The 26,046-nt window shown below is 67.6% G+C and carries 27 protein-coding genes; 16 read left to right on the forward strand and 11 right to left on the reverse strand.

The window, feature by feature from the left end; genetic code table 11:
• The first annotated feature begins 75 nt into the window (after positions 1-75).
• The 3 genes from E5790_RS09215 to E5790_RS09225 all read left to right on the forward strand — a co-directional run bounded on the left by E5790_RS09215 (position 76) and on the right by E5790_RS09225 (position 2,544).
• Positions 76-393: a DUF4156 domain-containing protein gene (locus tag E5790_RS09215; protein WP_005407628.1), complete on the forward strand. Its 318-nt coding sequence runs from the start codon at positions 76-78 to the stop codon at positions 391-393.
• A gap of 103 nt (positions 394-496) precedes the next feature.
• A complete protein-coding gene (locus tag E5790_RS09220) occupies positions 497-1,513 on the forward strand; it encodes a 3-oxoacyl-ACP synthase III (protein WP_014035559.1) in 1,017 nt (338 codons plus the stop codon).
• A gap of 140 nt (positions 1,514-1,653) precedes the next feature.
• The gene (locus E5790_RS09225; protein WP_072167325.1) at positions 1,654-2,544 is read left to right on the forward strand and encodes an alpha/beta fold hydrolase; all 891 of its coding nucleotides are present in this window, start codon (positions 1,654-1,656) and stop codon (positions 2,542-2,544) included.
• A 111-nt stretch (positions 2,545-2,655) separates the two neighbouring features.
• On the opposite strand, the gene E5790_RS09230 is transcribed toward E5790_RS09225, so the two are convergent.
• A complete protein-coding gene (locus E5790_RS09230) occupies positions 2,656-3,087 on the reverse strand; it encodes a YkgJ family cysteine cluster protein (RefSeq protein WP_136191731.1) in 432 nt (143 codons plus the stop codon).
• A 104-nt stretch (positions 3,088-3,191) separates the two neighbouring features.
• Here E5790_RS09230 and oleC point away from each other — a divergent pair, with 104 nt between their 5' ends.
• The 3 genes from oleC to E5790_RS09245 all read left to right on the forward strand — a co-directional run bounded on the left by oleC (position 3,192) and on the right by E5790_RS09245 (position 6,076).
• On the forward strand, positions 3,192-4,850 hold the full coding sequence (gene oleC, locus E5790_RS09235) for an olefin beta-lactone synthetase (protein ID WP_111206826.1): 1,659 nt from the start codon (positions 3,192-3,194) through the stop codon (positions 4,848-4,850).
• Positions 4,847-5,839: a 2-alkyl-3-oxoalkanoate reductase gene (gene oleD / locus E5790_RS09240; RefSeq protein WP_014645546.1), complete on the forward strand. Its 993-nt coding sequence runs from the start codon at positions 4,847-4,849 to the stop codon at positions 5,837-5,839. Before oleC ends, oleD begins: the two co-directional genes overlap by 4 nt.
• A gap of 81 nt (positions 5,840-5,920) precedes the next feature.
• Positions 5,921-6,076, forward strand: coding sequence for a DUF1328 domain-containing protein (locus E5790_RS09245; protein WP_005407633.1), 156 nt, complete (start codon positions 5,921-5,923; stop codon positions 6,074-6,076).
• 76 nt (positions 6,077-6,152) lie between these two features.
• On the opposite strand, the gene ddlA is transcribed toward E5790_RS09245, so the two are convergent.
• The gene (gene ddlA, locus E5790_RS09250; protein WP_111206827.1) at positions 6,153-7,247 is read right to left on the reverse strand and encodes a D-alanine--D-alanine ligase; all 1,095 of its coding nucleotides are present in this window, start codon (positions 7,245-7,247) and stop codon (positions 6,153-6,155) included.
• 335 nt (positions 7,248-7,582) lie between these two features.
• Between ddlA and E5790_RS09255 the strand changes: the two genes are divergently transcribed.
• Both E5790_RS09255 and ubiB read left to right on the forward strand, forming a co-directional pair.
• Positions 7,583-8,218, forward strand: a complete 636-nt coding sequence (locus E5790_RS09255) for an SCP2 sterol-binding domain-containing protein (protein ID WP_005420772.1) — start codon at positions 7,583-7,585, stop codon at positions 8,216-8,218.
• Positions 8,215-9,870 (forward strand): ubiquinone biosynthesis regulatory protein kinase UbiB, encoded by a 1,656-nt coding sequence (ubiB, locus tag E5790_RS09260; protein ID WP_014645548.1) that lies wholly within the window; start codon positions 8,215-8,217, stop codon positions 9,868-9,870. Before E5790_RS09255 ends, ubiB begins: the two co-directional genes overlap by 4 nt.
• 52 nt (positions 9,871-9,922) lie before the next feature.
• On the opposite strand, the gene E5790_RS09265 is transcribed toward ubiB, so the two are convergent.
• From E5790_RS09265 to E5790_RS09280, 4 genes are read right to left on the reverse strand one after another with little or no spacing between them, the layout of a single operon-like run.
• A complete protein-coding gene (locus E5790_RS09265; protein ID WP_032962225.1) occupies positions 9,923-10,708 on the reverse strand; it encodes a YaiO family outer membrane beta-barrel protein in 786 nt (261 codons plus the stop codon).
• 4 nt (positions 10,709-10,712) lie between these two features.
• Positions 10,713-11,318 carry an acetyltransferase gene (locus E5790_RS09270; protein ID WP_032962223.1) on the reverse strand — a complete coding sequence of 202 codons (606 nt, stop codon included), beginning with the start codon at positions 11,316-11,318 and terminating at the stop codon, positions 10,713-10,715.
• Complete coding sequence (locus E5790_RS09275) at positions 11,305-12,444, reverse strand: glycosyltransferase family 2 protein (RefSeq protein ID WP_014645551.1); 1,140 nt, start codon at positions 12,442-12,444, stop codon at positions 11,305-11,307. The genes E5790_RS09270 and E5790_RS09275 overlap by 14 nt, the downstream gene beginning before the upstream one ends.
• On the reverse strand, positions 12,444-13,055 hold the full coding sequence (locus E5790_RS09280) for a PIG-L deacetylase family protein (RefSeq protein ID WP_014645552.1): 612 nt from the start codon (positions 13,053-13,055) through the stop codon (positions 12,444-12,446). Before E5790_RS09280 ends, E5790_RS09275 begins: the two co-directional genes overlap by 1 nt.
• A 166-nt stretch (positions 13,056-13,221) precedes the next feature.
• On the opposite strand from E5790_RS09280, the gene E5790_RS09285 reads away from it, so the two are divergent.
• The gene (locus E5790_RS09285) at positions 13,222-13,809 is read left to right on the forward strand and encodes an O-methyltransferase (RefSeq protein WP_111206828.1); all 588 of its coding nucleotides are present in this window, start codon (positions 13,222-13,224) and stop codon (positions 13,807-13,809) included.
• Between the two features lie 85 nt (positions 13,810-13,894).
• Positions 13,895-14,638 (forward strand): pseudouridine synthase, encoded by a 744-nt coding sequence (locus tag E5790_RS09290; protein WP_014645554.1) that lies wholly within the window; start codon positions 13,895-13,897, stop codon positions 14,636-14,638.
• 70 nt (positions 14,639-14,708) lie between these two features.
• On the opposite strand, the gene E5790_RS09295 is transcribed toward E5790_RS09290, so the two are convergent.
• Positions 14,709-15,236 carry a DUF2059 domain-containing protein gene (locus E5790_RS09295; protein WP_014645555.1) on the reverse strand — a complete coding sequence of 176 codons (528 nt, stop codon included), beginning with the start codon at positions 15,234-15,236 and terminating at the stop codon, positions 14,709-14,711.
• A 134-nt stretch (positions 15,237-15,370) separates the two neighbouring features.
• Between E5790_RS09295 and arfB the strand changes: the two genes are divergently transcribed.
• From arfB to dcp, 3 genes are all read left to right on the forward strand, one after another.
• A complete protein-coding gene (gene arfB / locus E5790_RS09300) occupies positions 15,371-15,802 on the forward strand; it encodes an alternative ribosome rescue aminoacyl-tRNA hydrolase ArfB (protein ID WP_005420755.1) in 432 nt (143 codons plus the stop codon).
• A 4-nt stretch (positions 15,803-15,806) separates the two neighbouring features.
• On the forward strand, positions 15,807-16,409 hold the full coding sequence (locus E5790_RS09305) for a lysophospholipid acyltransferase family protein (RefSeq protein ID WP_014645556.1): 603 nt from the start codon (positions 15,807-15,809) through the stop codon (positions 16,407-16,409).
• A gap of 110 nt (positions 16,410-16,519) precedes the next feature.
• The gene (gene dcp, locus E5790_RS09310) at positions 16,520-18,676 is read left to right on the forward strand and encodes a peptidyl-dipeptidase Dcp (protein ID WP_049405170.1); all 2,157 of its coding nucleotides are present in this window, start codon (positions 16,520-16,522) and stop codon (positions 18,674-18,676) included.
• 146 nt (positions 18,677-18,822) lie between these two features.
• On the opposite strand, the gene E5790_RS09315 is transcribed toward dcp, so the two are convergent.
• Both E5790_RS09315 and E5790_RS09320 read right to left on the reverse strand, forming a co-directional pair.
• A complete protein-coding gene (locus tag E5790_RS09315; RefSeq protein ID WP_004153636.1) occupies positions 18,823-19,269 on the reverse strand; it encodes a 3-dehydroquinate dehydratase in 447 nt (148 codons plus the stop codon).
• Positions 19,270-19,272: 3 nt separating this feature from the next.
• Positions 19,273-19,674, reverse strand: coding sequence for a hypothetical protein (locus E5790_RS09320; RefSeq protein ID WP_049441787.1), 402 nt, complete (start codon positions 19,672-19,674; stop codon positions 19,273-19,275).
• Positions 19,675-19,949: 275 nt separating this feature from the next.
• Between E5790_RS09320 and lepB the strand changes: the two genes are divergently transcribed.
• Together lepB and E5790_RS09330 are read left to right on the forward strand one after the other, a co-directional pair.
• A complete protein-coding gene (gene lepB, locus E5790_RS09325; protein WP_014645559.1) occupies positions 19,950-20,576 on the forward strand; it encodes a signal peptidase I in 627 nt (208 codons plus the stop codon).
• Positions 20,577-20,699: 123 nt separating this feature from the next.
• Positions 20,700-21,956: an MFS transporter gene (locus E5790_RS09330; RefSeq protein WP_111206829.1), complete on the forward strand. Its 1,257-nt coding sequence runs from the start codon at positions 20,700-20,702 to the stop codon at positions 21,954-21,956.
• Positions 21,957-22,074: 118 nt separating this feature from the next.
• Here the strand turns inward: E5790_RS09330 and E5790_RS09335 are convergent, their stop codons facing one another.
• Together E5790_RS09335 and E5790_RS09340 are read right to left on the reverse strand one after the other, a co-directional pair.
• Entirely contained in the window at positions 22,075-22,983 is a 909-nt protein-coding gene (locus E5790_RS09335; protein ID WP_014645561.1) for a LysR family transcriptional regulator, read from the reverse strand.
• Positions 22,984-23,329: 346 nt separating this feature from the next.
• Complete coding sequence (locus E5790_RS09340) at positions 23,330-24,298, reverse strand: LysR family transcriptional regulator (RefSeq protein WP_046427979.1); 969 nt, start codon at positions 24,296-24,298, stop codon at positions 23,330-23,332.
• A gap of 110 nt (positions 24,299-24,408) precedes the next feature.
• Between E5790_RS09340 and aceB the strand changes: the two genes are divergently transcribed.
• Entirely contained in the window at positions 24,409-26,031 is a 1,623-nt protein-coding gene (gene aceB / locus E5790_RS09345) for a malate synthase A (protein ID WP_136191732.1), read from the forward strand.
• Positions 26,032-26,046 lie beyond the last annotated feature (15 nt).

The raw sequence follows: 26,046 nt of genomic DNA on the forward strand, positions 1-26,046 counted from the left end.
TCTGACCCCGGCCCCGGCTACCCCCGATTCAGGCTGTTCAGGCAGAATCGCCCCATACCCTTCCAGGATCTGCCCATGCGCGTTCTGCTGCTTTCCTCTCTGCTGCTCACCGTCACTGCCTGTACCTGGGTGCCGATCGAACCGGCCGGCAAGGCGACCCGCGTGTTGCCGGCAGGTCCGGTTCCGGCCGGCTGCATCGCCAAGGGCGAGGTGGTGGTCACCGTGAAGAGCAAGGTCGGCTTCTACAACCGCAACCCGCTGCGCGTGCAGGAAGAGCTGGAAACCCTGGCCCGCAACGAGGCCCCGAGTGCCGGCGCCAACGCCGTACAGGCCGCCGCCGCGCCCGCCGATGGCAGCCAGCGGTTCGCCGCGTTCCAGTGCCCGCCGCGCTGAACGCTTCACCATACGGCCAAGCCTGAATTCGTAAAGATGCGGTGAAGGCCCAGGGGGTTATAGAATAGCGCCCCCTTTTGCCTGAGCCTTGGCGCTAACCTCGATGCTCTTCAAGAATGTCTCGATCGCCGGCCTGGCACACGTTGATGCGCCGCATACGCTGACGACCAAGGAAATCAACGAGCGGCTGCAGCCGACGTTGGATCGCCTCGGTATCCGCACCGACGTGCTCGGCGATATCGCCGGCATCCATGCCCGCCGCCTGTGGGACAACGGCGTGCTTGCGTCCGATGCCGCCACCATGGCCGGCCGCAAGGCGCTGGAAGACGCAGGCATCGATGCGACGCAGGTCGGCCTGCTGGTCAACACCTCGGTCAGCCGCGACTACCTGGAGCCGTCCACCGCCTCGATCGTGTCGGGCAACCTCGGCGTCAGCGACGAGTGCATGACCTTCGACGTCGCCAATGCCTGCCTGGCCTTCATCAACGGCATGGATATCGCGGCGCGCATGATCGAGCGTGGCGACATCGACTACGCGCTGGTGGTGGATGGCGAGACCGCCAACCTGGTGTACGAGAAGACCCTGGAGCGCATGACCGCCCCGGACGTCACCGCCGACGACTTCCGCAACGAGCTGGCCGCCCTGACCACCGGTTCGGGCGCCGCCGCGATGGTGATGGCGCGCTCGGAACTGGTGCCGGATGCACCCCGCTACAAGGGTGGCGTGACCCGTTCGGCCACCGAGTGGAACCAGCTGTGCCTGGGCAATCTGGACCGCATGGTCACCGATACCCGCCTGCTGCTGATCGAAGGCATCAAGCTGGCCCAGAAGACCTTCACCGCCGCGAAGATCGCCTTGGGCTGGGCCGTGGAAGAGCTGGACCAGTTCGTGATCCACCAGGTCAGCCAGCCGCACACCGCTGCGTTCATCAAGAACTTCGGCATCGACCCGAAGAAGGTCATGACCATCTTCGGCGAGCACGGCAACATCGGCCCGGCCTCGGTGCCGATCGTGCTGAGCAAGCTCAAGCAGCTGGGCAAGCTGAAGAAGGGCGATCGCATCGCACTTCTGGGCATTGGTTCCGGCCTGAACTGCTCGATGGCTGAAGTGGTCTGGTAAGCAGCCTGCTGCCCGACCTCCTGTAGAGCCGAGCCTTGCTCGGCTCACGCGCGCAGCGCGGCTCTTCCGCAGCGGACCGGAGAGCAGCCGAGCATCGGCTCGGCTCCACATTGCGCCGCGACTCTCCCTAGGTGCTCCGCATGCGCGATCTTCCCGGTTACCCCGCCCACCCGCAGCGCTTCGAGGTTCGCCCCGGCCTGTCGATGAACTATCTCGACGAAGGCCCGCGCGATGGCGAAGTGGTGGTGATGGTGCATGGCAACCCGTCGTGGAGCTATTACTGGCGCACGCTGGTGGCCGGCCTGTCGGACACATACCGCTGCATCGTGCCGGACCACATCGGCATGGGCCTGTCGGACAAGCCCGATGACAGCCGCTACGAGTACACGCTGCAGTCGCGCGTTGACGACCTCGATGCGCTGCTGAAGCACCTGGGCATCACCGGCCCGGTGACCCTGGCGGTGCACGACTGGGGCGGCATGATCGGTTTCGGCTGGGCGCTGTCGCACCACGACCAGGTCAAGCGCCTGGTGGTGCTCAACACCGCCGCGTTCCCGATGCCGGCGGCGAAGAAGATGCCGTGGCAGATCGCGCTGGGCCGCCACTGGAAGATCGGCGAGTGGATCATCCGCAGCTTCAATGCGTTCTCGTCCGGTGCCTCGTGGCTGGGCGTGGAGCGGAAGATGCCGGCCGACGTGCGCCGCGCCTACGTGTCGCCGTACAACAGCTGGGCCAACCGCATCAGCACCATCCGTTTCATGCAGGACATCCCGCTGTCGCCGGCCGACAAGGCCTGGTCGCTGCTGGAGCGGGCCGGCAAGGCGCTGCCGTCGTTCGCCGACCGACCGGCCTTCCTCGGCTGGGGCCTGCGCGACTTCGTGTTCGACCACCACTTCCTGAAGGGCTTCCAGGCCGCGTTGCCGCAGGCCCAGGTGCATGCCTTCGAGGACGCCGGGCACTACGTGCTGGAAGACAAGCACGAAGTGCTGGTGCCGGAGATCCGCGCGTTCCTGGACGCCAACCCGATCTGATCGGTGTGCCGACCAACGGTCGGCACCCACCCCTTCCTCTTCCGGTGGGTGCCGACCGTTGGTCGGCACACCCGAAGGGTTCATGAGGTTGCCGGCCAGCGGCCGGCACTACTACGCCGCGACCGGTGCCTGCGGCGGTGAGGACGGGCTGTTGCCGTTGTCGTTCGGGTGATCGTCGTCATTGTCGGCGTCATCGCGCCAGCGCCAGTCGGCCAGCGTCAGCGGGTCCAGGCCGTAGGCGATGCGTGCCTTGTCGCACTGCGGGCTGGCCTTGCCGTACTCCCACGATGCATCCACCTCACGGCACACGCTGGGCCGGTTGGGGTGGATGGTGCAGCGTGAGTACACGCCGATCTGCGCGTCCAGCGCCACGCAGCGCACCGGCTTGGAGTGGGTGCCGCGCATGCACAGGCGGTGCGGGTCCAGCACCTCGGTCAGCTGGTGCGGCACGCCGCCGGGGGTGACCTCGTCCGATTCCATCCAGTGGAAGGCCACGCGGTATTGGGTGCAGCAGGCGCCGCAGGTCATGCAGGGATGTTGCATGGGCAAGCCGCCTCGGGCGGCAGTCGGAATCAGGAACGAGGGTGCGGATTTTCCACGAAGTGGGCCGCCGCGCAAGAAATTCCGTAAGCGGCGACAATGAACGGATGAACCGACCCTGCAACATTGCCGCGCGCCTGCCTGAACTGGCGCGTGAACGCCCTGACCAGATCGCCATCCGCTGCCCGGGCCGCCGGGGCGCCGGCAACGGCATGGCCGCCTACGATGTCACCCTGGATTACCGCCAGTTGGACGCCCGCAGTGATGCCATGGCCGCCGGCCTGGCCGGCTATGGGATCGGCCGTGGAGTGCGCACGGTGGTGATGGTGCGGCCGTCGCCGGAGTTCTTCCTGCTGATGTTCGCGTTGTTCAAGCTGGGCGCGGTGCCGGTGCTGGTCGATCCGGGCATCGACAAGCGCGCGCTGAAACAGTGCCTGGACGAGGCGCAGCCGCAGGCCTTCATCGGCATTCCATTGGCGCACGTGGCGCGGCTGGCGCTGCGCTGGGCGCCGTCGGCGACCCGCCTGGTCACCGTTGGCCGCCGCCTCGGCTGGGGCGGTACCAGCCTGGCCGCGCTGGAGCGCGCCGGCGCCAAGGGCGGGGCGATGCTGGCCGACACCGATGGCGAGGACATGGCGGCGATCCTGTTCACCAGCGGCTCCACCGGTGTGCCCAAGGGCGTGGTCTACCGCCACCGCCACTTCCTGGGCCAGATCCAGCTGCTGGGCAGCGCGTTCGGCATGGAAGCGGGCGGCGTGGACCTGCCGACCTTCCCGCCCTTTGCCTTGTTCGACCCGGCGCTGGGCCTGACCTCGGTGATCCCGGACATGGACCCGACCCGGCCGGCGCAGGCCGATCCGGCACGCCTGCACGATGCCATCCAGCGCTTCGGCGTGACCCAGCTGTTCGGCTCGCCGGCATTGATGCGGGTGCTGGCCCGGCATGGCCGGCCGTTGCCGACGGTGACCCGGGTGACCTCGGCCGGTGCGCCGGTGCCGCCGGACGTGGTCGCCACCATCCGCAGCCTGCTGCCCGCCGATGCGCAGTTCTGGACCCCGTACGGCGCCACCGAGTGCCTGCCGGTGGCGGTGGTCGAGGGGCGTGAGCTGGAGCGTACCCGCGCGGCCACCGAGGCCGGCGCCGGCACCTGCGTGGGCAGCGTGGTGGCCCCGAACGAAGTGCGCATCATCGCCATCGATGACGCGCCGCTGGCCGACTGGTCGCAGGCGCGCGTGCTGGCGGTTGGCGAAGTGGGAGAAATCACGGTGGCTGGCCCGACCGCCACCGACAGCTACTTCAACCGCCCGCAGGCCACGGCCGCAGCTAAGATCCGCGAGACGCTGGCCGATGGCAGCACCCGCATCGTCCATCGCATGGGTGACGTGGGCTACTTCGATGTGCAGGGCCGGCTGTGGTTCTGCGGGCGCAAGACCCATCGCGTGGAAACCGCACAAGGGCCGCTGTACACCGAACAGGTCGAGCCGGTGTTCAATACCGTGCCCGGCGTGGCACGCACGGCACTGGTCGGCGTTGGCCCGGCGGGTGCGCAGGTACCGGTGCTGTGCGTGGAACTGCAGCGTGGCCAGAGCGACAGCCCGGCGCTGCAGGAAGCGCTGCGTGCGCATGCCGCAGCGCGCACCCCTGAGGCCGGCCTGCAGCACTTCCTGATGCATCCCGCGTTCCCCGTCGATATCCGTCACAACGCCAAGATCGGCCGCGAGAAGCTCGCCGTCTGGGCCAGCGCCGAACTGGAGAAGCGCGCATGAAGATCCTGGTCACCGGTGGTGGTGGTTTCCTTGGCCAGGCGCTGTGCCGCGGGCTGGTCGAACGTGGCCACCAGGTGCTGGCGTTCAACCGCAGCCACTACCCGGAACTGCAGGCCATGGGCGTGGGCCAGATCCGCGGCGATCTGGCCGATGCGCAGGCAGTGCTGCACGCGGTGGCCGGCGTCGATGCGGTGTTCCACAACGGCGCCAAGGCCGGCGCCTGGGGCAGCTATGACAGCTACCACCAGGCCAACGTGGTCGGCACCGACAATGTCATTGCGGCATGCCGCGCGCACGGCATCAACCGGCTGGTCTACACCTCAACGCCTAGCGTGACCCACCGCGCCACGCATCCGGTGGAAGGCCTGGGGGCTGACGAGGTGCCGTACGGTGAGGACTTCCAGGCACCGTATGCGGCGACCAAGGCGATCGCCGAACAGCGCGTGCTGGCCGCCAACGATGTATCGCTGGCGACGGTGGCACTGCGCCCGCGCCTGATCTGGGGCCCGGGTGACCAGCAGCTGGTGCCACGCCTGGCCGAGCGTGCACGTCAGGGCCGCCTGCGCTTGGTCGGCGACGGCAACAACAAGGTCGATACCACCTACATCGACAACGCCGCGCTCGCGCATTTCCTCGCTTTCGAGGCATTGGCGCCGGGTGCCGCGTGTGCGGGCAAGGCCTACTTCATTTCCAACGGCGAACCGCTGCCCATGCGCGAGCTGGTCAACCGGCTGCTGGCCGCTGTTGGCGCGCCGACGGTGGACAAGGCGATCAGTTTCAAGACCGCCTATCGCATCGGCGCGGTCTGCGAACGGCTGTGGCCGCTGCTGCGCCTGCGTGGCGAGCCGCCGCTGACCCGCTTCCTGGCCGAGCAGCTGTGCACGCCGCACTGGTACAGCATGGAGCCGGCCCGCCGGGATTTCGGCTATGTGCCGCAGGTCAGCATCGAAGAAGGGCTGCGCAGGCTGAAGGCTTCATCTGCTGCATAGATCGCCGTCACTGGTTGCACACCGCAGGATCGGGAGGATGGACCCACGCCATCCAAGGCTCGACCACCCGCGAGGAGCGCCATGCTGCATTACGCCATCATCTTCTTTGTCATCGCCATCATCGCCGCCGTTCTGGGCTTTTCCGGCATTGCCGGCGCCGCAACGAACATCGCCTGGATCCTGTTCGTGGTGTTCCTGATCCTTGCGGTGATCTCCATGTTCCGCAAGCGCGGCTAGCCGGTAGTGCCGGCCGCTGGCCGGCATCGCTTTCCGCAGAGTCGAGCCATGCTCGGCTCTGCGGGCGATCACAACGCTACGCGGCGCTGTGCAATCCGCGATCGGCTTCGTGACGCTCCAGTGCCAGTTCGATCAGGCGCGTAATCAACGTCGTGTAATCGACTCCGCTGGCACCCCACAATTTCGGGTACATGCTGATGCGGGTGAAGCCCGGCAGCGTGTTGACCTCGTTGATGACGATCCCGCCGCCGGCAGTAAGGAAGACGTCCACGCGCGCCATGCCGGCACACTCCAGCGCCTGGTACGCCTGCAGTGCGATCTGCTGGATGCGCGCCTGGGTTGCGGCATCGATATCCGCAGGTACCACCACCTCGGCGCCAGTTTCGTTGATGTACTTGGTGTCGTAGGCGTAGAACTCGTCGTGCACCACCACCTCGCCGCACAGGCTGGCCTGCGGGTGCGCGTTGCCCAGTACCGCGCACTCGATCTCGCGGCCGACCACCGCCGATTCCACCAGCACCTTGTGGTCGTAGCGCAGCGCCAATGCCAGTGCCTCGGCGAAGCCCGCTGCGTCCTTGACCTTGCTCACGCCCACCGACGAACCCTGGTTGGCCGGCTTCACGAACAGCGGCAGGCCGAGCTGCGCGATCACGGCATCGACATCGACCGTTGCCGCCTGGTGGCGACGGATGCACAACCACGGTGCCACCTGCAGGCCAGCGTCGCGCAGCAGGCGCTTGGTCACGTCCTTGTCCATCGCCACTGCCGAACCCAGTACCGGCGAGCCGACGAAGGGCAGGTTGGCCATGCGCAGCAGGCCCTGCAGCGCACCGTCTTCGCCCAGCGGCCCATGCACGATCGGCAGCACCACATCGATCTGGCCCAGCGCGCTGGCCGGATCGGACGGCTGCAGCTGTGCCTGTTCCGCACCCGGGCGCACCGCCAGCGACTGGCCCGAGCGATGCAGCGCGATGCGCGACGGATCATCGGCGTTGATCAGGAAGGTGTCCGGCTGGTTCAGATGCCACTGGCCCTGCTTGTCGATGCCGATCAGCACCGGCTCGAAGCGCTCGCGATCAAGCGCATCGAGGATGTTCTTCGCCGACTGCAGTGAAACCTCGTGCTCGGAGGATTTGCCCCCGAAGATGATGCCGACCCGGGTCCGTGCCATGGGAATGCGATGTCCTGTGCGTTGCGTGGCCGTACAGCATGAACCTTCCATAGCCACCCAGGTGAGGCACAGATGAATCACCGGGCTGCCGGCTCGGGTAGCGGCCAACCATGGTTGGCCCCCTGACATCCAGCGCCGACCAAGGTCGGCATCTACCAACGCCAGATCCCATCAGCATTGGGGTCAGAGCCCGTTGCGCAGCAACGGGACCCACCCCGCCATCCCACGGATCGCCAGCTTTTGATGTTGATCTTGCCGGCCAGCGGCCGGCACTACCGCGGGTGCCGGGCGGCAGCCCGGCGCAAGCCCCCCACCCACGCAGGTAGAATGCGCACATGGCTCTTTCCCTGCTCAAGTCCCTCAAGCCGGTCGCTGGCCGCGCCCTGCAGATCGCCCTGAACCGCGCGCTGGCGCTGGATCCGGATACCCGCCATGCACTGGCCAGTCTAGATGGCCGGCACATCGACCTGACCCTGGAAGCGCCGTCGCTGGCGATGCGCATCAGCGTCGACGGCGACCAGCTGCGGGTCGGCCCGGTGGATGCGCAGGAAGCCGACCTGGCCGTGCGCAGCAGCCTGGCCGGCGTGCTGGCGCAGCTGCCGCTGCTGGCCAACGCACGGCGCGGCGAGTCCAACAACAAGGGCCGTGTACGCGTGGCCGGTGACGCCGAACTGGCGCGACGCCTGCAGCAGCTGGCCAAGGGTTTCGATCCGGACTGGCAGCAGCCGTTCGTCAGCGTGTTCGGCGAGGTACTGGGTGTGCAGGTGGCCAACACCCTGCGCAGCGCCCTGCAGCACGCGCGCCAGGGTGCGATCGATCTGGCCCACAGCGCTGCCGAGTTCATCACCGAGGAATCGCGCGACGTGGTACCGCGCGCCGAACTGGATGCCTTCCACGATGATGTGGACGTACTGCGTGATGACGTCGAGCGCCTTGGCGCGCGCGTCCAGCGCCTGCGGGGTGCCGCATGAAGGCCGTGCTGCGGGCAAGCCGCATCGGCCGGGTGATCCTGCGCTACCGCCTGGACGACCTGCTGCACGGCACGCCGGCTGAGCGCTGGCTGCGCCTGGCCAAACCGTTCGTGCCGCGTGCTTCGGCCGACATCGCTGTACAGTCGCGCGGTGCGCGCCTGCGCCTGGCGCTGCAGGATCTCGGTCCGATCTTCGTCAAGTTCGGCCAGATCCTGTCCACCCGCCGCGACCTGGTGCCGCCGGACGTGGCCAACGAACTGACCCTGCTGCAGGACCGGGTCAAGCCGTTCGACGGCGATACCGCGCGCCGCATCGTCGAGGAAGCACTCGGCCTGCCGGTCAGCGAGGCATTCGCCAGCTTCGATACCGAACCGCTGGCCTCGGCCTCGATCGCACAGGTGCATGCGGCCACGCTGGCCGATGGCCGCCAGGTGGTGGTCAAGGTGCTGCGCCCGGGCATCGAGAAGCAGATCGACGCCGACATCGCCCTGCTCAATTCGCTGGCCGCCCTGGTCGAGCGTACCCATCCGCGTGCCGACAAGATCCGTCCGCGCGAAGTGGTGGCCGAAGTCGAGAACACCCTGGCCGCTGAGCTGGACCTGCAGCGCGAAGGCGCCAATGCCAGCGTGCTGCGCCGCTTCTGGGAAAACAGCGACGACCTGTACGTGCCGGAAGTGATCTGGAGCCACACCGCCGAGCGCGCGCTGACCCTGGAGCGCGTGTGGGGCATTCCGTCCGATGACATCGCTGCACTGGACAAGGCCGGCATCGACCGCAAGGCGCTGGCCGCCAAGGGCGTGCGGGTGTTCTACACCCAGGTGTTCCGCGACAACTTCTTCCATGCCGATGCGCACGCCGGCAACATCTGGGTCGATACCGATCCGTCGCGTCGCGCCAACCCGCGCTTCATCGCGCTGGACTTCGGCATCATGGGCCAGCTGTCGCAGGAAGATCAGTACTACCTGGCCGAGAACTTCATGGCCATCTTCAACCGCGATTATCGCCGCATCGCCGAACTGCACGTGCAGGCGCGCTGGATGCCGGACAACGTGCGCATCGATGATCTGGAAGCGGCCGTGCGTTCGGTGTGCGAGCCGTACTTCACCCGCCCGCTGTCGCAGATCTCGCTGGCCGAAGTGCTGATGAAGCTGTTCCGCGTGGCGCAGCGCTACCAGCTGACCCTGCAGCCGCAGCTGATCCTGCTGCAGAAGACCCTGCTGAACATCGAAGGTGTCGGGCGCCAGCTGGATCCGCAGATCGACATCTGGGCGGTGGCCAAGCCGGTGCTGGCGAAGATCCTGCGCGAGCGCTACAGCCCGCGTCGGGTCGTGCGCGAGATCGGCAAGCGCTTGCCGGAAATCATGACCCACGCGCCGGACATGCCGCGCCTAGTACATGCCTGGCTGACCCAGCAGGTGGAGGGCCGCCATGAGCTGGCGATGCGCTCGCGCGATCTGGTCGCGCTCGATGCCAGCGTGCAGCGCCTGCAGAAACGCGCGGTCGGTGCGATCACCGGCGTCGGCCTGCTGGCCATCGCCGCACTGGTGTACGTGCTGCAGCCGCCAGGCTGGTACTGGGGCGACCTGCCGATGTGGAGCTGGGTGTCCGGTGCCGTCGGCGCGCTGGCGCTGGCGCGCGCGTGGTGGCGCTGAAGCCTGTTGATCGAGGGTCGGCGGCATCACGCGCCGCCGACCCGCCACGGCTCTACCAGTGGTAGCCCAGGCCCAGGTGCGACTGCACGCTCTGGAAGCGGTCCAGGCGCGTCCTGTGCCAGGTCTTGCCAATGCCCATGTCCAGCACCAGATGCTCCCCCAGCGGCTGGCTGCGGCGCAGGAAGGCACGACGTGCATCGTGTTCGCGCAGCAGCAGCGGATCGGAATCGGCGGTGTAGCCGGACGTACCGCTGCCCAGCCACAGCTGGGTCGAACCACCGCCCTGAGCATCCTTCAGGCGCAGTGACAGCGTGGTGCCATGGCCGTCGGGCCCATTGGACTGGCGATGCCGCTCGTGGCGCAGTGAGGTGGTCACGCGCGGGAAGTAGTGCGAGGCACCTACCGACCAGCCACTCACGTATGCGCCGGCATGGTACTGGGCGTACTTGCCGCCCACGCTCAGCACGGTCTGCGGTGCCACCTTCCACTGGAAGTCCTGGTTGAGCTGGCGGTTGACGAATACCGGGTCATCGTTGGAGGCGGTGAAGGCGGTGCGGGTCGAAAAGCGTTGACTCCAGCGCTGGTGCAGGGAGCCCTGCACCCGATTGCCGCTGAAGCGCTTGCTGCCGTAGTCGCGTTCACCATGGGCCAGGCCCAGATGCCAGCGGCTGTCACCGCTGCGACCGGCCACATCCACGGTCTGTACGTCGCGCTTGCCAAAGCCATCGGTGTAGTCGGCATGATCCAGCTGCACCGAGACCCGGTCGATGCCGGCATGGGCGCTGGACACAGCCAGCAGCAGGGCGCACGGTAGTGCGCCACGGATGATCAATCGCATGGGGTTACTCCAGGGGTTGGGAATGCAGCGACTGCAGCAGCCGGTAGCGACCGGGCGGCAGGTTTCGTTCCACGGTGATGCGCGGGCCGAACTGGCTGCCCGGGGCGACGATGCGACCGGGCAGGATGATCACGCCGACGCCCAGCGCGGCACCTTCGCCGATCCAGGCGCCGAGCTTGTCGCGCTGGCTGTCGATGACGGTGTCGCCGATGTGGACGGTGACCGTTGCGCCGTCCAGGCGATGGTTGCTGGTACGCACCAGCGCGCCCAGGTAGGCACGGGCGTCGACGCGGCTGTCGGCGATGAAGCACTGCGGGCCGATGCAGGCGCCGTCGCCGATCAGTGCGTTCTTCAGTTCACTGGCAAAGCCGATGCGCACACCGTCACCGATGTGCAGCGGACCGCGCAGCAGTGCGTTGTTGCCGATCAGGCAGTCGCGGCCGATCGATACCGGCCCGTGCAGCTGGGCGCCGTCGCAGATGCGGCTGCCAGCGCCGATCCGTACCTCGCCCCGCACGATCGCACGCGGCGAAACCTGGGCGCTGGAATCGACGTGGGGTGGCAGCGTCGATAGCGCGTCGGCCATGGCGGCGAGGTCATTCCACCACATGCGGATACCTGGTCGGCTTGTCGCGTGCCGGCTCGCGGCCGGTAAACAGCCCGGCCACGCCATGCATCAGCCAGATCGCATAGGCGAGCAGCACGTACAGCATCGAGAACGCGGCGGCAGGGACCAGCGACGCGCGGCGGTGGTGGATCGCACTGATCACCGCCAGCAACATGACGATGCCGATCCAGAACAACGGCATCACCGACAGGGCGAGGCCACCCGGCCCATGCAGCTGGGCCGCACCGAACCAGACCTGCAGCGTCAGCACGATGCCGGCAAGGGCAAGCAGCATCATCGGCAGGATGCTGAACACGCCGAAGCGGGTCAGCAGCAGGCCGCGATGCAGGCGCATGCATACCGCATAGCCGACGATCCAGCGTCGCCAGCGCCGCCATTCCTCCACCAGCGTGTTGCATTCCTGCGGGTAGACCACGCAGCGCACGCTCTGGCGGACACGGTAGCCCTGCGCGACCAGCGACCAGGACATATCCAGGTCTTCGACGCGGGTGCGGTCGGAGAAACCGACCTTGCGCAGCACCGAGGTGCGGAACAGGCCACACGAGCCGGAGACGATGAACGGTGCGCCGCCCAGCCACTGCTGGAAGCTGCGCTTGATGACGATCATCGGCAGCTTCAGGCTGGCGCGCACATGCGGCAGGAAGCCGGCACCCTGCAGGCTGGACGAGGGTACGCCACCGACCGCATCGGCACCGCGCTCGATCTCGTCCAGCAGGTGGCCCAGGCCATGGCCGCGCGGATCGATGTGGGTGTCGGCGTCGGTCAGGAACACCTGCTCGGCGGTGGCGTGCCGCAGGCCATGCATCAGCGCGCCGCCCTTGCCGGTGTTGGCCTGGTGCACGGCCACGAGGCGCCCGGGCCAGCGCGCCTGCAGCGCATCAAGTACCTGGGCGGTGTTGTCGGTCGAACCGTCGTTCACGCAGATCACCCGTGCCACGTAGGGGTTCTGCAGCAGGCCGGTCAACGAGCGCTCCAGGCACGGCGCTTCGTTGTAGGCCGGCACGATCGCATCGATGCTGTACAGGCGCGTGCTGGGGCGACGCGAGGCCTGCACGCACACACGCACCAGGATGAAGGCACACATGGCCAGGAACAGCAGCGTTTTCATCACAGCACCAGCCGGTAGGGCACGAAGCCCTCACTGGGGCCGATGCCGATCTGCTGGCCGCGGAACTGCGCGTGGCAGCGCAGGTGGTCCTCCTGCATGTAGTGGCGATCGCCCTGGCTGGCATGCTCGCGCAATGCGTGGATCTTCAGGTCCAGTTGTGCGCTGATGTCCTCGAACACCTGCGGTGCGAACTGCGGCAGGGTGCTGGGGCTCTCGTAGCAGAGGATCTGCGGGATGCTGCGGCAGGCGATGATTGACGCTTCATGGACGGTGCGATGGTCCTGGTGGTGGTCTTCGCCGCACATCGTGTAGACGCGATGCGGTGCGATCTGCGCGCAGGCCTGCTCGATCACCGCGACGATGTCGTTGCGGCAGGCAGGAAAGCGCGTATCCGGGAAATCCTGCTGGATCACCTCGGTCACACCCAGGCGGCGCAACGCGCGGTGGGATTCGTCGCTGCGGTCGATGCCGGCATGGCAGCCACGGCCACCACGGCTGAGCACCAGCGCATGGATGCGTGCACCGTCGCGGGCCAGCTTGGCCAGGCTGCCGCCGCAACCGAGTTCGATGTCGTCGGGGTGGGCGCCGATTGCCAGAATGTCGAGAACCATGGCCGTGTCCTTGCGGAAACCAATGAGGGCCGCGGGCCGGTGGACCATCCCGCGTGAAGAAGGCGGGAACTATCGCAACCTCATCGGAGTACAGGCTTAAGAGAAGTACGAAATGTGGCCGGACAGGCCACAATGCTCACCCTTGCTGTGGCAAATGAAAGAAGCAATGACGATGCAGCTTTCGGAATTGAAGAACGAACTGGCACGCTTCGGTGCTGAAAACGACGCGCATGAAACCGAGCGCGCCCGGCGCATGCTCAACATCACGCCGGACACCGGTGAATTCCTGTCGGTGCTGGTGCGTTTCGGCAATGCGCGCCGGGTGCTGGAGATCGGCACCTCCAACGGTTATTCCACGCTGTGGATTGCCGAAGCCGCAGCCGCCATCGACGGACACGTGACGACGCTGGAATACGCCGCGGACAAGGTGGCGATGGCGCGTGACGCCTTCGCGCGCAGTGGCCTTGCCGATCGCATCACGCTGGTCCACGGCGATGCCGGGCAGTGGCTGGCACAGGCCGCCGATGCCAGCATTGACCTGCTGTTCCTCGATTCGGACCGCGAACAGTACGCCGGCTGGTGGCCGCAGCTGCGCCGTGTGCTGCGGCGGGGGGGCCTGCTGGTGGTGGACAACGCCACCTCGCACGCCGCGCAGATGGAACCGTTGCGCGCGTTGCTGGATGCCGATCAGGACTTCGGCACCAGCCTGGTGCCGGTGGGCAACGGCGAGCTTCTGGCCGTGCGCAACGCTTGACCGCCGCGCCACCAACCCGGGGTCAGATCCCTTTTCCGCAGGAAAAGGGATCTGACCCCGATCAGGGCGCCCGTATAATCCTGCGGTGAGCACCGAACCTGACACCCTCGCCGCGGTCGAGACCGAAACCGCGCCCCTGCAGCTGCTGCACCTGGACGAGCGCCTGGCCGTGGTCAACAAGCCCGCCGGGCTGATGGTCCACGACAGCAAGCTGGCCCGTGGCGAAGATGATTTCCTGGCCGACCGCCTGCGCGAGCAGCTGGGCCGCCCGATCTTCCTCGTGCACCGCCTGGACCGGGCCACCAGCGGCTGCCTGCTGCTGGCCTTCGACCGCGAGACCGCCAGTGCGCTGGGCAAGGCGTTGATGGGGGGTGAAGTGGCCAAGGACTACCTGACGGTCTGCCGGGGCTGGCCGGCCGAGCTGTCCTGGCGGGTGGACCATGACCTGGACGGCGGCCCGGGCAAGCCGGTGAAGAAGCCGGCGGTCACCGACTTCCAGCGCCTGGCCACCGGCGAGCTGTCGGTGCCGGTGGGTGAGTTCAGCAGTTCGCGCTACGCGCTGCTGCGCTGCCAGCCGCAGACCGGGCGCTTCCGGCAGATCCGCCGGCACCTCAAGCACCTGTCGCACCACATGATCGGCGACACCAGCCACGGCGATGGCCGCCACAACCGCATCTTCCGCATGCAGGGCGTGCACCGCATGCTGCTGCACGCCGAGCGCCTGCGCTTCCCGCACCCGGACGGTGGCAGCGTGGATGTCAGTGCGCCGCTGGATCGCGAGTTCCAGAAGGCGCTGGACCTGTTCGGCTGGCAGGTGGACGACGCCTGATGCTGCTGCGGTAAGCCGAGCGTGGGCTCGGCTCTACAGCCAGCGGCCGGGCGTGGCCCGGCGCATCCCGTTATTTCTTTTCCGGCTCGTTGACGATCGCTTCCAGGTCCTTCTGCAGATCCGCGAACAGCGGCTGCATGCGCGCCTGGATCGCCACCATCACGTTCTGCATCAGCGCCGGGGTCTTGTCCAGCAGGCTCTGGCCGGCCGCGCTCTCGTAGAACTCGGCCATTGCCAGCACGTCTTCCTTGCTGAAGGTCTTCTTGTACAGGTCCACGTACATGGGCCGCAGCTGTTGCCACGACATCGCCTGGCGCAGGGTCTGGCTGGTCCGGGCCTGGATCCGCTTCAGCTGTTCCTGCTGCTGGGCGGTGAGCTGGCGCTGCGCGGCCACCTGCTGGAACTGCTGCTGCTGCATGGCTTCGATCTGCGGCACCATGGTGTCGATCATGCTCTGCGCGCGCGAGGCCGACAGCAGGCGGTTGATGTCGCCGTCGGTCGGCGGGGCGGCCAGGGCCGGAACGCTGGCCACGGCCAGCGCCAGCAGCAGGGCGGCGCGGCGCAGCAGGGACGGCAGGGCGGGTGTGGAGCGGGTCATGCGGGGCTTCCTGCGGTACATGGGACTGCCAGCATACCCGCAGCCCAGGCGAAGGCGGCGTGTTCGGTGCCTGATCGGCGGCATACGGGGCGCGATGGCGTACTTCACCACGTGCCTGCCGCTACAATGCGCGGATGGGCAGTGGACCGGTCACCATCAGCGCGCAGCTTGAAATCCCCGACGGCGAGATCGTCGAGCGGTTCGTGCGCGCCAGTGGCGCCGGCGGCCAGAACGTCAACAAGGTGTCCACCGCGGTGGAACTGCGTTTCGACGTGGCCAACTCGCCCTCGTTGCCCGAACCGTTGCGCGCGCGCCTGCTGGCGCGGCGTGACCGGCGCATGACCGGCGAAGGCGTGCTGGTCATCGACGCGCAACGATTCCGCACCCAGGATCGCAATCGCGAGGATGCGCGCGAGCGGCTGGCGGCCTTCATCCAGGCCGGGCTGAGCGTGCCCAAACCGCGCAAGGCCACCAAGCCGACCCTCGGGTCGAAACTGCGTCGTCTGGACGCCAAACGCGGGCGCGCGCAGATCAAGCGCGGGCGCTCATCACGTGACTGGGAGTGATTGCTTGAACAACCCGACTTCGTTGCTGCCGGCCGTGCCGCCGCAGATGCCGCAGGTCAAACCCAACGCCTTCCTGCGCTGGCTGGCGCGCTGCACCCTGCGCATGGGCGGCTGGAAGGTGACCGGCACCCTGCCGGACATCCCCAGGCTGGTCTTCATCATCGCCCCGCATTCGTCCAACTGGGACGGCCTGTGGGGCATGGCGGCGAAGATCGCGCTGGGCATGAAGGTGAAGGTGCTGGGCAAGGCCTCGCTGTTCTGGTGGCCGCTGGGCCCGCTGCTGCACAAGCTGGGCGTGATCCCGCTCGATCGCAGCTCGCCGCAGGGCACCGTCGGCCAGGCCGTGGACCTGCTGCGCAACAACGAGAAGATGTGGTTCGCCATCACGCCCGAGGGCACCCGCAAGGCCGTGAAGGACTGGAAGGCCGGCTTCCTGAAGATTGCCCGGATGGCTGACGTACCGATCCTGACCGCGTATTTCCACTATCCGGAAAAGACCATCGGCATCGGTCCGCTGTTCACCCCGAGCGGCGACGATGTGGCCGACATGGCTGCCATCCGCGAGTTCTACCGGCCCTGGATCGGCAAGACCCGCGGCACGGTCTGAGCCGGTTGCAGGCCGCCGCATAGACGCCACGTCCGGCACATGCCGGGCGAGCGCGACAGGAGTAGGGTGGAGGGCTGGTATCCATACCGTCTGCCCAAGGAGCGTTTTACATGTCGCGTACCGTAGTCCTGGCCGCCGCCATCAGCCTGGCGCTGGCGGCCTGTTCCGGCAAGGAGTCCACCCCCGTGTCCGATGCCCAGAAGACCCCGGCCCAGCAGCCGGCCGAAGCCTCCACCAATCCGCTGCTGAGCGCGAGCACGCTGCCGTTCCAGGCACCGCCGTTCGACAAGATCAAGGACAGCGACTACCTGCCGGCGTTCGAAGAAGGCATGCGCCAGCACCTGGCCGACGTGCGCAGGATCGCCGACAGCAGCGAGCCGGCCACCTTCGACAACACCATCGTGGCGATGGAGCGCAGCGGCGAGACCCTGACCCGCGTGTCGCGCATCTTCTTCGGCCTGGTCCAGGCCGATACCAACGACGCACGCCAGAAGATCCAGGAAGAAGTGGCGCCGAAGCTGGCCGCGCACCAGGACGAGATCAACCTCGATCCGAAGCTGTTCGCGCGCGTGAAGTCGCTGTACGACCAGCGTGACACGCTGGAGCTGGACCCGGTGCAGAAGCGCCTGGTCGAGCACTACTACGATGGCCTGGTGCGCGCCGGTGCGCAGCTGTCCGACGCCGACAAGGCGAGCCTGCGCAAGCTCAACGTGGAAGAGACCACGCTCTCCACCCAGTTCCACACCCGCCTGGTGGCCGCCACCGCTGCTGCGGCCGTTGTCGTTGACGACAAGGCCAAGCTGGCCGGCCTGGACGAGGGCGCTATCAACAACGCTGCCGCCGCCGCCAAGGACCGCAAGCTGGATGGCAAGTTCCTGCTGCCGCTGCAGAACACCACCCAGCAGCCGGTGCTCGGCTCGCTGAGCGACCGCGACCAGCGCGCCGCCGTGCTGAAGGCCTCGGAAACCCGCGCCGAGCGCGGCGATGCCAACGACACCCGGCAGACCGTGCAGCGCCTGGCCCAGCTGCGTGCGCAGAAGGCCAAGCTGCTCGGCTTCGACACCTTCGCCGACTACCAGCTGGGCGACCAGATGGCCAAGACCCCGGCCGCCGCGCTCAAGCTGCTGACCGATACCGTGCCGGCCGCCACTGCCAAGGCGCGTGCCGAAGCCGGCGAGATCCAGAAGGTCATCGACGCGCAGAAGGGTGGGTTCCAGGTCGCCGCTTCGGACTGGGACTTCTACGCCGAGCAGGTGCGCAAGGCCAAGTACGATCTGGACGAGTCGCAGATCAAGCCGTACTTCGAACTGGACAACGTGCTGCAGAACGGCGTCTTCTACGCCGCCACCCAGCTGTACGGCATCACCTTCAAGCCGCGCACCGACATTCCGACCTACAACCCGGACATGAAGGTGTACGAAGTGTTCGACAAGGACGGCACCTCGCTGGCGCTGTTCTACACCGACTACTTCAAGCGTGACAGCAAGTCCGGTGGCGCCTGGATGGACGTGTTCGTCGAACAGGACGGCCTGACCGGTGCCAAGCCGGTGGTCTACAACGTCTGCAACTTCACCAAGCCGGCCGCCGGCCAGCCTGCGCTGATCAGCTTCGACGACGTCACCACCATGTTCCATGAGTTCGGCCATGCGCTGCACGGCATGTTCTCGAACGTGAAGTACCCGTCGATCGCCGGCACCGCGACCTCGCGCGACTTCGTCGAGTTCCCGTCGCAGTTCAACGAGCACTGGGCGCTGGACCCGAAGGTGTTCGCCAACTACGCCAAGCACTACAAGACCGGCGAGGCGATGCCGCAGGAGCTGGTCGACAAGATCCTCAAGGCACGCAGCTTCAACCAGGGCTACGCGACGACCGAGTACCTGTCGGCGGCGCTGCTGGACCTGGCCTGGCACACGCAGAAGGCCGACGCGCCGCTGCAGGATGTCGGCGCCTTTGAAGCCAGCGCGCTGAAGAAGTTCAAGGTCGACCTGCCGCAGGTGCCGCCGCGTTACCGCACCACCTACTTCGACCACATCTGGGGTGGTGGCTACTCGGCCGGTTACTACGCCTACTTCTGGGCCGAAGTGCTCGACCACGATGCCTACCAGTGGTTCACCGAGCACGGTGGCCTGACCGCGGCCAATGGCCAGGAGTTCCGCGACAAGATCCTCTCGCGCGGCAACAGCGTGGAACTGTCGACCCTGTACCGCGATTTCCGTGGCAAGGACCCGTCGGTGGAACCGCTGCTGAAGTTCCGCGGGTTGAAGTAAGAAAGCGAAAACGGCGGGGGCAACCCCGCCGTTTTTCTTTCTGTAGCGTCGAGCCATGCTCGACGTTCTTCTGTAGAGCCGAGCCCACGCTCGGCTGATAGTTCCTGGAAAGGCAGCCGAGCATGGGCTCGGCTCTACAAACAGCGTTACGTTCCCACGTGCACCCGGTTGGCCTGCTCGGCCAGGCCCAGGTGATCCAGCGCGATATCCAGCGCCAGCACGTAGCTCTGCGCGCCGTAGCCGGCGGCGATGCCCAGGCGCTGGCCGACACCAGCCGGCAGGCACGGCTCGGCCACTGCGCCGTCGTCATGCACTTCCACATAGGCGTTGTGCAGGTACGGCAGCAGGCGCTGCAGGCGCAAGCTGTTGGCACACGCGCCCGGGTCGAGCAGGGTCACCTCGCCGCGGCTGTGGTCGGCCACGCGCAGGGCGTCCAGCAGTTCCTGTTCCGAACCACAGGCACGGATCGCCACGCTGGTGCCGGCGTCGATCGCACGATGCACCAGTGACTTCAGGACCGGTGCCGGCAGCGGCATCGCGGTGCGGATCAGGGCGCCGGCCGCTTCCGGGCCACGGATGATGAAGATCGACATGGCTCAGCCCTCCTGTGCCAGGCGGCGGCCGACAATGGCCAGCGACAACGGGTAGCCGGCCTGCTGGCTGCGCTGGTCGACCACCACGGCGGCGGGACCGTGCTGCAGGCGCAGGCGCGCATCCAGCCCTGGCTCGCTGGGGGCCTGCAGTTCGATGTACTGCGCCGGCAGCCGTTCCAGCGCCGCCTGCAGCGCGCCACCTTCGGCCTGCCATTGCGCCTCGTCAGCGGTACCGACATCCAGCAGTACCCAGTCGGCCGAGCGCGCCTGCGGCTGGCACAGGCACTGGCGTACCTCGGACAGGCTGGCGCAGTCGCTGCACAGCACGCGATGGCCGGCCAGCTGCGTCGGCAGTTGGGGACGCGGTGCCGACGAAGAGGCGTGGCGGATCACCAGGAGGGTCATACAACACCTTGCGGAATGCGCCCTGCGGCGCGGTGGGCACACGATGCGCGTGCCGCCCGTAAAGGTGCGATGCCCGCGGCCGGTCCCGCGCGTAAAACCTGCGTAACCCTTCCTGTAGAGCCGAGCCTGCGCTCGGCCGCTCTGCGCCCCAGTCGGGCAACCGCGACGCTGCAAGGAACAAGCCGAGCGTGGGCTCGGCTCTACCGGATCGCGTCGCGGGAACCTCTCCCGCCTGGATGTGGTCTGATGCAGCTACCACCTACCCGGAGCCTGTCATGGATGCTGCTGCCCGTCCTCCCTTGTCCGAACGCGCGCTGGTCTGGCTGAAGAAGGAAGCATTGCCGCTGCTGGTGATGCTCGGCCTGCTCGCCGCCGCCCGCGATACCCTCGCCAACCACTACGTGGTGCCGAGTGGCTCGATGCAGCCGACCCTGCAGCCGGGCGACCGGGTGGTGGTGGACATGCGCGCCTACGGCCTGCGCCTGCCGTTCACCGGCAAGGAACTGATGGCCACCGGCGTCCCGCAGCGCGGTGAAGTGGCGGTGTTCGATTCACCGGCCGACGGCACCCGCCTGATCAAGCGCGTGGCGGCGGTGGCCGGTGACCACGTGCAGATGCGCGAGGGCCATCTGAGCATCAACGGCCAGCCGCTGCAGATCGCCGATCTGCAGGACGTGGAAGCCTTCGGCGAGCGCCGTGCCCGCCTCGACCTGGACATGGGCGGCGGTCCGGACATCGCCGATCTGGTGGTGCCGGCCGGCAAGGTGCTGGTGCTGGGTGACCACCGCGGCAACAGCTTCGACGGCCGCTTCTTCGGCTTCGTCGACGCCGACAAGGTCTACGGCCGTGCGGTGGCGGTGTACTACCGCCGCGGCGACGGTTTCGAGTGGCAGCGCCTGTAAGCTGAATTGATACTTCTTGGGTATCAATCCTGACTTATCAGGTTATGGATCGACTGGATCGACAGGCCTAGTCTGAGGCCCGTTCCCTCCCATGCCCGGCCGCCCCACCGGCCCTTCGATCCCATGACTGGCGAAACCGCGGCGGCCGTCGAGCGCCGCCCCCCCACTGTCGATCCCATCGCCGAGACCCGCATCCAGCAGGGCACGCCGGCCTTCCGCCGCACCGCGCTGGCACTGTTCCTGGCCGGCTTCTCCACCTTCGGCCTGCTGTACACCGTGCAGCCGCTGCTGCCCGAGTTCAGCCGCCACTTCGGCGTGTCCGCCGCAGGCAGCGCGATGTCGTTGTCGCTGACCACCGGCACGCTGGCGGTGGCGATGCTGTTGGCCGGCCTGCTGTCCGATGCGGTCGGCCGTCGCCCGTTGATGATTGCCGCGCTGCTGGCCTCGGCCATGCTGTCGCTGAGCACGGCGCTGGTGGACGACTGGACCACGCTGCTGGTGCTGCGCACCCTGCTTGGCCTGGCGCTGAGCGGCGTGCCGGCAGTGGCGATGACCTACCTGGTCGAGGAGATGGACAGCCGCGCGCTGGGCCTGGCGATGGGCCTGTACATCGGCGGCAACGCCATCGGTGGCATGAGCGGGCGCCTGCTGGCCGGCATCATCGCCGATCACTGGGGCTGGCGCTGGGGCATCGGCGTGGTCTCGATCATCGCCATCGCCAGTACCGTGCTGCTGTGGCTGCAGCTGCCGCCGTCGCGCCATTTCAGCGCGCGACGCGATGGCCTGCGCGAGTTGCCGTCGCGCTGGCGCACGCTGTTCGCCGACCGGGGCCTGCCGTGGCTGTTCGCCACCTCGTTCGTGCTGATGGGCGTGTTCGTCACCCTCTACAACTACCTGGGCTATCACTTGCTGGCGCCGCCGTACCACCTCAGCCAGACCGTGGTCGGGCTGATCTTCAGCGTGTACCTGGTGGGCACCTTCAGTTCGGCGTGGATGGGCCAGCAGGCTACGCGGTACGGGCGCGGCCGCATCCTGTCGATCTCGTTCGCGCTGATCGGCGCCGGCATCGCGCTGCTGGCGATGCCGTGGCTGAGCACGATGGCACTGGGCATCGCGCTGGTGACCTTCGGCTTCTTCGGTGGCCACTCGGTGGCCAGCAGCTGGGTCGGCAGCCGTGCCGGTACGATGCGCGCGGAAGCGTCGGCGCTGTACCTGTTCGCCTACTACCTGGGCTCCAGCGTGCTGGGCGGGGTGGGTGGCCTGGCCTACGCGGCCTGGGACTGGCTGGGCGTGTGCGCGTTCGCTGCCGTGCTGACCCTGATCGGGGGCGGCATCGTCTGGGCGCTGCAGCAGCGCGCGCCGCAGCCGGTCACGGCCTGACGCCAGCCTCGCGTTCCGCACGGGCGCGGCGTTGCTCTGGTAGATGCCGACCTTGGTCGGCGCTCTGGCACGGCAGCCAACCAAGGTTGGCGTCTACCAAACCTAGGTGGGTGGCACTTCATCCTTCGGCGAACGCCCCGCGCAGCAGCCCGGCGAAGTTGCGGATCAGCGGCGTGACGCCCTCGCGATGCCACGCCAGCTGCACCTCCGAATGCGCACCGGCGTCGGCCAGCGCCACGAAGCGCGCGCCTTCCACGCGGATGTGATCGCAGGACGAGGGCAGGATCGCCGCACCCAGGCCTGCAGCCGCAAGACTGATCAATGTCGATGCCTCACCGGCTTCCTGCACGATGCGCGGCGTGAACCCGGCGGCCGCGCACAGCGCGATCATGTGGTCATGGATGCCCGCGCCCGCGCTGCGGCGAAATGCCACGAACGGCTCCTGCGCGAAGTCGCGTAGCGACAACGTGCCCTGCTTCGACAGCCTGCGCAGGGCAGGGTGGTCGGCATGCACGATCAACGCCAGCGGATCGACGAACAGGCTGTGCGCCACCAGCTCCGGCGGCAATGCGCGCTTGCGGATGATGCCCACGTCCAGTGAACCGTCGAGCAGCGCATCGATCTGCTGCAGCGTGTTCATCTCGCTCAGCTGCAGCCGCACCTGTGGGTACTGCTGGCGGTAGCGCAGGATCGAACGCGGAATCTGCGGCGACAGCGGCGTGGCCCGGGTCAGGCCGATACGCAGTTCGCCCTGCTCGCCGCGCTGCGCGCGCTGTACCTCGTCCACCGCGGTTTCCACCTGCTGCACGATGGCGCGCGCGCGCTCCTGCAGCAGCTCACCCGCAGGCGTCAGCTGCACACGACGATGGCTGCGCACGAACAGGCGCGCCCCGATCAGGTCTTCCAGCTGGCGGATCTGCTGGCTGAGCGGCGGCTGCGACATGCCCAGCCGCTCCGCCGCCTGGCCGAAGTGCAGCGTATCGGCAACGGCGAGGAAGTAACGCAGGTGGCGGAGTTCGATGGACATGCGCCCAGTCTATGCATCGCCAGCCGGAAATGGGGTCAGATCCGTTTTCCTGCGGAAAACGGATCTGACCCCGGTCACCCGTCATCCACGCATGGCGTGGATCTACCGTGTCGACCAAGGTCGACACCTACCCACAGCAGCAGATACCAACAGCAGCAGGAATCTGTCAGAGGCGGGGCGGTGTGGGTGGGCAGGACCGTTGGCGCCATGGATGGCGCCATCGAGCCCCCAGGGATGGGTTCACGGCGTGTCCTGCCCACCCACACCGCCCCGCCATCTACGGATAGCAGGCTTTTGCTGTTGCTTTGGCTTCAGCAGGTGCAGGGCGCAGCCCTGCCGAACACCCTCACCGCTCCGAATGCCCGCTCTGGTCGTAATCGCGCGGACTGAACAACTCCGGCTGGATCAGCTCGATGAACGCGCGCGCCTGCGCCGACAGCGCCTTGCCCCGGCGCACGATCACCCCGTAACTGCGCTCGGGGAACCAGCGCTTCATCGACCGCGCCGCCAACCGCTCGCGGTCGGCCTCGTTCAGGCACAGCGCCGGCACGATGGAAATGCCCATGCCCATCGCCACGTACTGCTTGATCACCTCCCAGCCGCCCACTTCCAGTGCCACGGTGTAGGCGATGCGGTGGCGCTGGAATACCTGGTCAACCAGCCGGTAGGTGATCTGCCGCTTCGGCGGCAGCACCAGCGGGTAGCGCGCGATGTCGGCCAGCTCCAGCTCGCCGCCACTGGCCAGCGGATGGTCGTGCGGCGCGATCAGTACCTGCTCGAAGCGGTAGGCCGGGGCGTAGGTCAGGTCGGCCGGTACATCGGTCATCGAACCGATCGCCAGGTCGGCGGCGTCCTCGCGCAGCAGGTCGGTGCCATCGGCGCTGATCGCGTTGTGCAGGGTCAGGCGCACGTCCGGGTGGTGCAGGCGGAAGCGCTCGACGATCTTCGGCAGCAGGTACAGGATCGTCGAGCTGTTGGCGGCGATGTTCAGCTCGCCCGCATCCAGGCCGCGCACCTTGTCGCGGAAGCGCGCCTCCAGCCCGTCCAGGTTCTCCACCAGCGGCTGCGCCATCTCGTACAGCAGCTGGCCCTCGCGGCTGGGTACCAGGCGGCGCCCACTGCGCTCGAACAACGGCACCCCCAGTTCCCGTTCCAGGGCCTGCAACTGCAGGCTGATGGCCGGCTGGCTGACGAAAAGTGCCTCAGCCGCCCGTGAGACCGAGCCCAGGCGCACCGTCTGGCAGAACGCACGCAATGGCTTCAGCCGGTCGGATTTGTAGGAAAAACGCGGACTTGGCGGGGTGCGTGTGCTCATCGTGTCACGAGTATTAGCACAACTTATGTCGAACATTGCAAAAACTGTTTTGCCAAATACTCCGGCCCAGCGGCACCGTGGAGACGTTCCCCCACCGCTGGAGTCGCCCCATGTCCGCCGTCGCTTCCGCTGTTCCCACCCCTGCCAGCAAGGCTACCCCCGGCATCGCCCTGGCGACCCGCGTGGCCGGCCAGGACACCGTGCTGCCGGCGCCGCTGCTGGCCCTGCTGGTGTCGCTGCACCGTGCGGTGGAACCGGGCCGGCAGGCACGGCTGCAGGCGCGCCGCGAGCGCCAGGCGTTCTTCGACCAGGGCGGCCTGCCGGACTTCCGCGAGGACACCGCTGCGATCCGTAGCGGCGACTGGCGCGTTGCGCCGCTGCCGGCCGCGCTGCAGGACCGCCGCGTCGAGATCACCGGCCCGACCGATCCGAAGATGGCCATCAACGCGCTGAACTCCGGCGCCAAGGTGTTCATGGCCGACTTCGAGGATTCGACCTCGCCGACCTGGCGCAACCTGCTGGCCGGGCAGCAGTCGCTGGCCGCCGCGGTGCGTGGCGATCTCGACTACACCGCCCCCAATGGCAAGCACTACACGCTGCGCCCGTATGACGAGCAGGCGGTGCTGATCGTGCGCCCGCGTGGCTGGCACCTGGACGAAAAGCACGTGCGCATCGATGGCCAGTTCATCGCCGGCGGCCTGTTCGACGCGGCGGTGTTCGCCTTCCACAACGCCCGCACCCTGCAGGCGAAGGACCGCGGCCCGTACTTCTACCTGCCCAAGCTGCAGAGCATGGAAGAGGCGGCGCTGTGGGAAACCGCGCTGTCGCACATCGAAGGCATGCTCGGCCTGCCGCACGGCCAGATCAAGGTGACCGTGCTGATCGAAACGCTGCCGGCGGTGTTCGAGATGGATGAGATCCTGCACGCGCTGCGTGACCGCATCGTCGGCCTGAACTGTGGGCGCTGGGACTACATCTTCTCGTACCTGAAGACCTTCCGGCGCCACGCCGACCGCGTGCTGCCCGAGCGCGGCCAGGTGACCATGACCCAGCCGTTCCTGAAGGCCTATTCGGAACTGCTGATCCAGACCTGCCATCGCCGTGGTGCACATGCGATGGGTGGCATGGCCGCGCAGATTCCGATCAACAACGATGCCGCCGCCAACGAACAGGCGATGGCCCGCGTGCGCGCTGACAAGCTGCGCGAAGTGACCGCCGGCCACGACGGCACCTGGGTCGCGCATCCGGCGCTGATTCCGGTGGCGATGGCGATCTTCGACGAACACATGCCCGGTGCGAACCAGCACAGCGTGCTGCGCCAGGATGTGTGCGTCGGCCGCGACGAACTGATCGCACGGCCGCCCGGCACCATCACCCGCGCCGGCTTCGAAGGCAACGTGGAAGTCTGCGTGCGCTACCTGGCGGCATGGCTGGATGGCAACGGCTGCGTGCCGATCCACCACCTGATGGAGGACGCGGCCACCGCCGAGATCAGCCGCAGCCAGTTGTGGCAGTGGCTGCATACGCCGGGCCAGCAGCTGGACGATGGCACCGCCATCGACCTGGCACTGCTGGATGCCACGCTGGCTCAGCTGCCGGCACGGCTGGGTGACACCGCCACGCTGCCCGGTGGCGCACGCATCGGCGAGGCCATCGCCCTGCTCGGCGAACTGAGCCGCAGCGACGAACTGACCGATTTCCTGACCCTGCCGGCCTACGCGCGCATCGACTGATCGCCGCCCGCGTTT

Origin of the sequence: Stenotrophomonas sp. PAMC25021 (assembly GCF_004795795.1) — a bacterium.
In the GTDB taxonomy this organism is placed as follows: domain Bacteria; phylum Pseudomonadota; class Gammaproteobacteria; order Xanthomonadales; family Xanthomonadaceae; genus Stenotrophomonas; species Stenotrophomonas muris.

Coding starts and splice junctions, on each gene's coding strand:
- ubiB (WP_014645548.1), top strand. CDS start 8,215: ATGAAGGCCGTGCTGCGGGCAAGCCGCATCGGCCGGGTGATCCTGCGC.
- E5790_RS09330 (WP_111206829.1), top strand. CDS start 20,700: ATGACTGGCGAAACCGCGGCGGCCGTCGAGCGCCGCCCCCCCACTGTC.
- lepB (WP_014645559.1), top strand. CDS start 19,950: ATGGATGCTGCTGCCCGTCCTCCCTTGTCCGAACGCGCGCTGGTCTGG.
- E5790_RS09220 (WP_014035559.1), top strand. CDS start 497: ATGCTCTTCAAGAATGTCTCGATCGCCGGCCTGGCACACGTTGATGCG.
- E5790_RS09315 (WP_004153636.1), bottom strand. CDS start 19,269: ATGTCGATCTTCATCATCCGTGGCCCGGAAGCGGCCGGCGCCCTGATC.
- ddlA (WP_111206827.1), bottom strand. CDS start 7,247: ATGGCACGGACCCGGGTCGGCATCATCTTCGGGGGCAAATCCTCCGAG.
- E5790_RS09285 (WP_111206828.1), top strand. CDS start 13,222: ATGACGATGCAGCTTTCGGAATTGAAGAACGAACTGGCACGCTTCGGT.
- E5790_RS09230 (WP_136191731.1), bottom strand. CDS start 3,087: ATGCAACATCCCTGCATGACCTGCGGCGCCTGCTGCACCCAATACCGC.
- E5790_RS09265 (WP_032962225.1), bottom strand. CDS start 10,708: ATGCGATTGATCATCCGTGGCGCACTACCGTGCGCCCTGCTGCTGGCT.
- E5790_RS09270 (WP_032962223.1), bottom strand. CDS start 11,318: ATGTGGTGGAATGACCTCGCCGCCATGGCCGACGCGCTATCGACGCTG.
- E5790_RS09225 (WP_072167325.1), top strand. CDS start 1,654: ATGCGCGATCTTCCCGGTTACCCCGCCCACCCGCAGCGCTTCGAGGTT.
- arfB (WP_005420755.1), top strand. CDS start 15,371: ATGGGCAGTGGACCGGTCACCATCAGCGCGCAGCTTGAAATCCCCGAC.
- oleD (WP_014645546.1), top strand. CDS start 4,847: ATGAAGATCCTGGTCACCGGTGGTGGTGGTTTCCTTGGCCAGGCGCTG.
- E5790_RS09245 (WP_005407633.1), top strand. CDS start 5,921: ATGCTGCATTACGCCATCATCTTCTTTGTCATCGCCATCATCGCCGCC.
- E5790_RS09320 (WP_049441787.1), bottom strand. CDS start 19,674: ATGACCCTCCTGGTGATCCGCCACGCCTCTTCGTCGGCACCGCGTCCC.
- aceB (WP_136191732.1), top strand. CDS start 24,409: ATGTCCGCCGTCGCTTCCGCTGTTCCCACCCCTGCCAGCAAGGCTACC.
- E5790_RS09335 (WP_014645561.1), bottom strand. CDS start 22,983: ATGTCCATCGAACTCCGCCACCTGCGTTACTTCCTCGCCGTTGCCGAT.
- oleC (WP_111206826.1), top strand. CDS start 3,192: ATGAACCGACCCTGCAACATTGCCGCGCGCCTGCCTGAACTGGCGCGT.
- dcp (WP_049405170.1), top strand. CDS start 16,520: ATGTCGCGTACCGTAGTCCTGGCCGCCGCCATCAGCCTGGCGCTGGCG.
- E5790_RS09275 (WP_014645551.1), bottom strand. CDS start 12,444: ATGAAAACGCTGCTGTTCCTGGCCATGTGTGCCTTCATCCTGGTGCGT.
- E5790_RS09340 (WP_046427979.1), bottom strand. CDS start 24,298: ATGAGCACACGCACCCCGCCAAGTCCGCGTTTTTCCTACAAATCCGAC.
- E5790_RS09280 (WP_014645552.1), bottom strand. CDS start 13,055: ATGGTTCTCGACATTCTGGCAATCGGCGCCCACCCCGACGACATCGAA.
- E5790_RS09295 (WP_014645555.1), bottom strand. CDS start 15,236: ATGACCCGCTCCACACCCGCCCTGCCGTCCCTGCTGCGCCGCGCCGCC.
- E5790_RS09215 (WP_005407628.1), top strand. CDS start 76: ATGCGCGTTCTGCTGCTTTCCTCTCTGCTGCTCACCGTCACTGCCTGT.
- E5790_RS09255 (WP_005420772.1), top strand. CDS start 7,583: ATGGCTCTTTCCCTGCTCAAGTCCCTCAAGCCGGTCGCTGGCCGCGCC.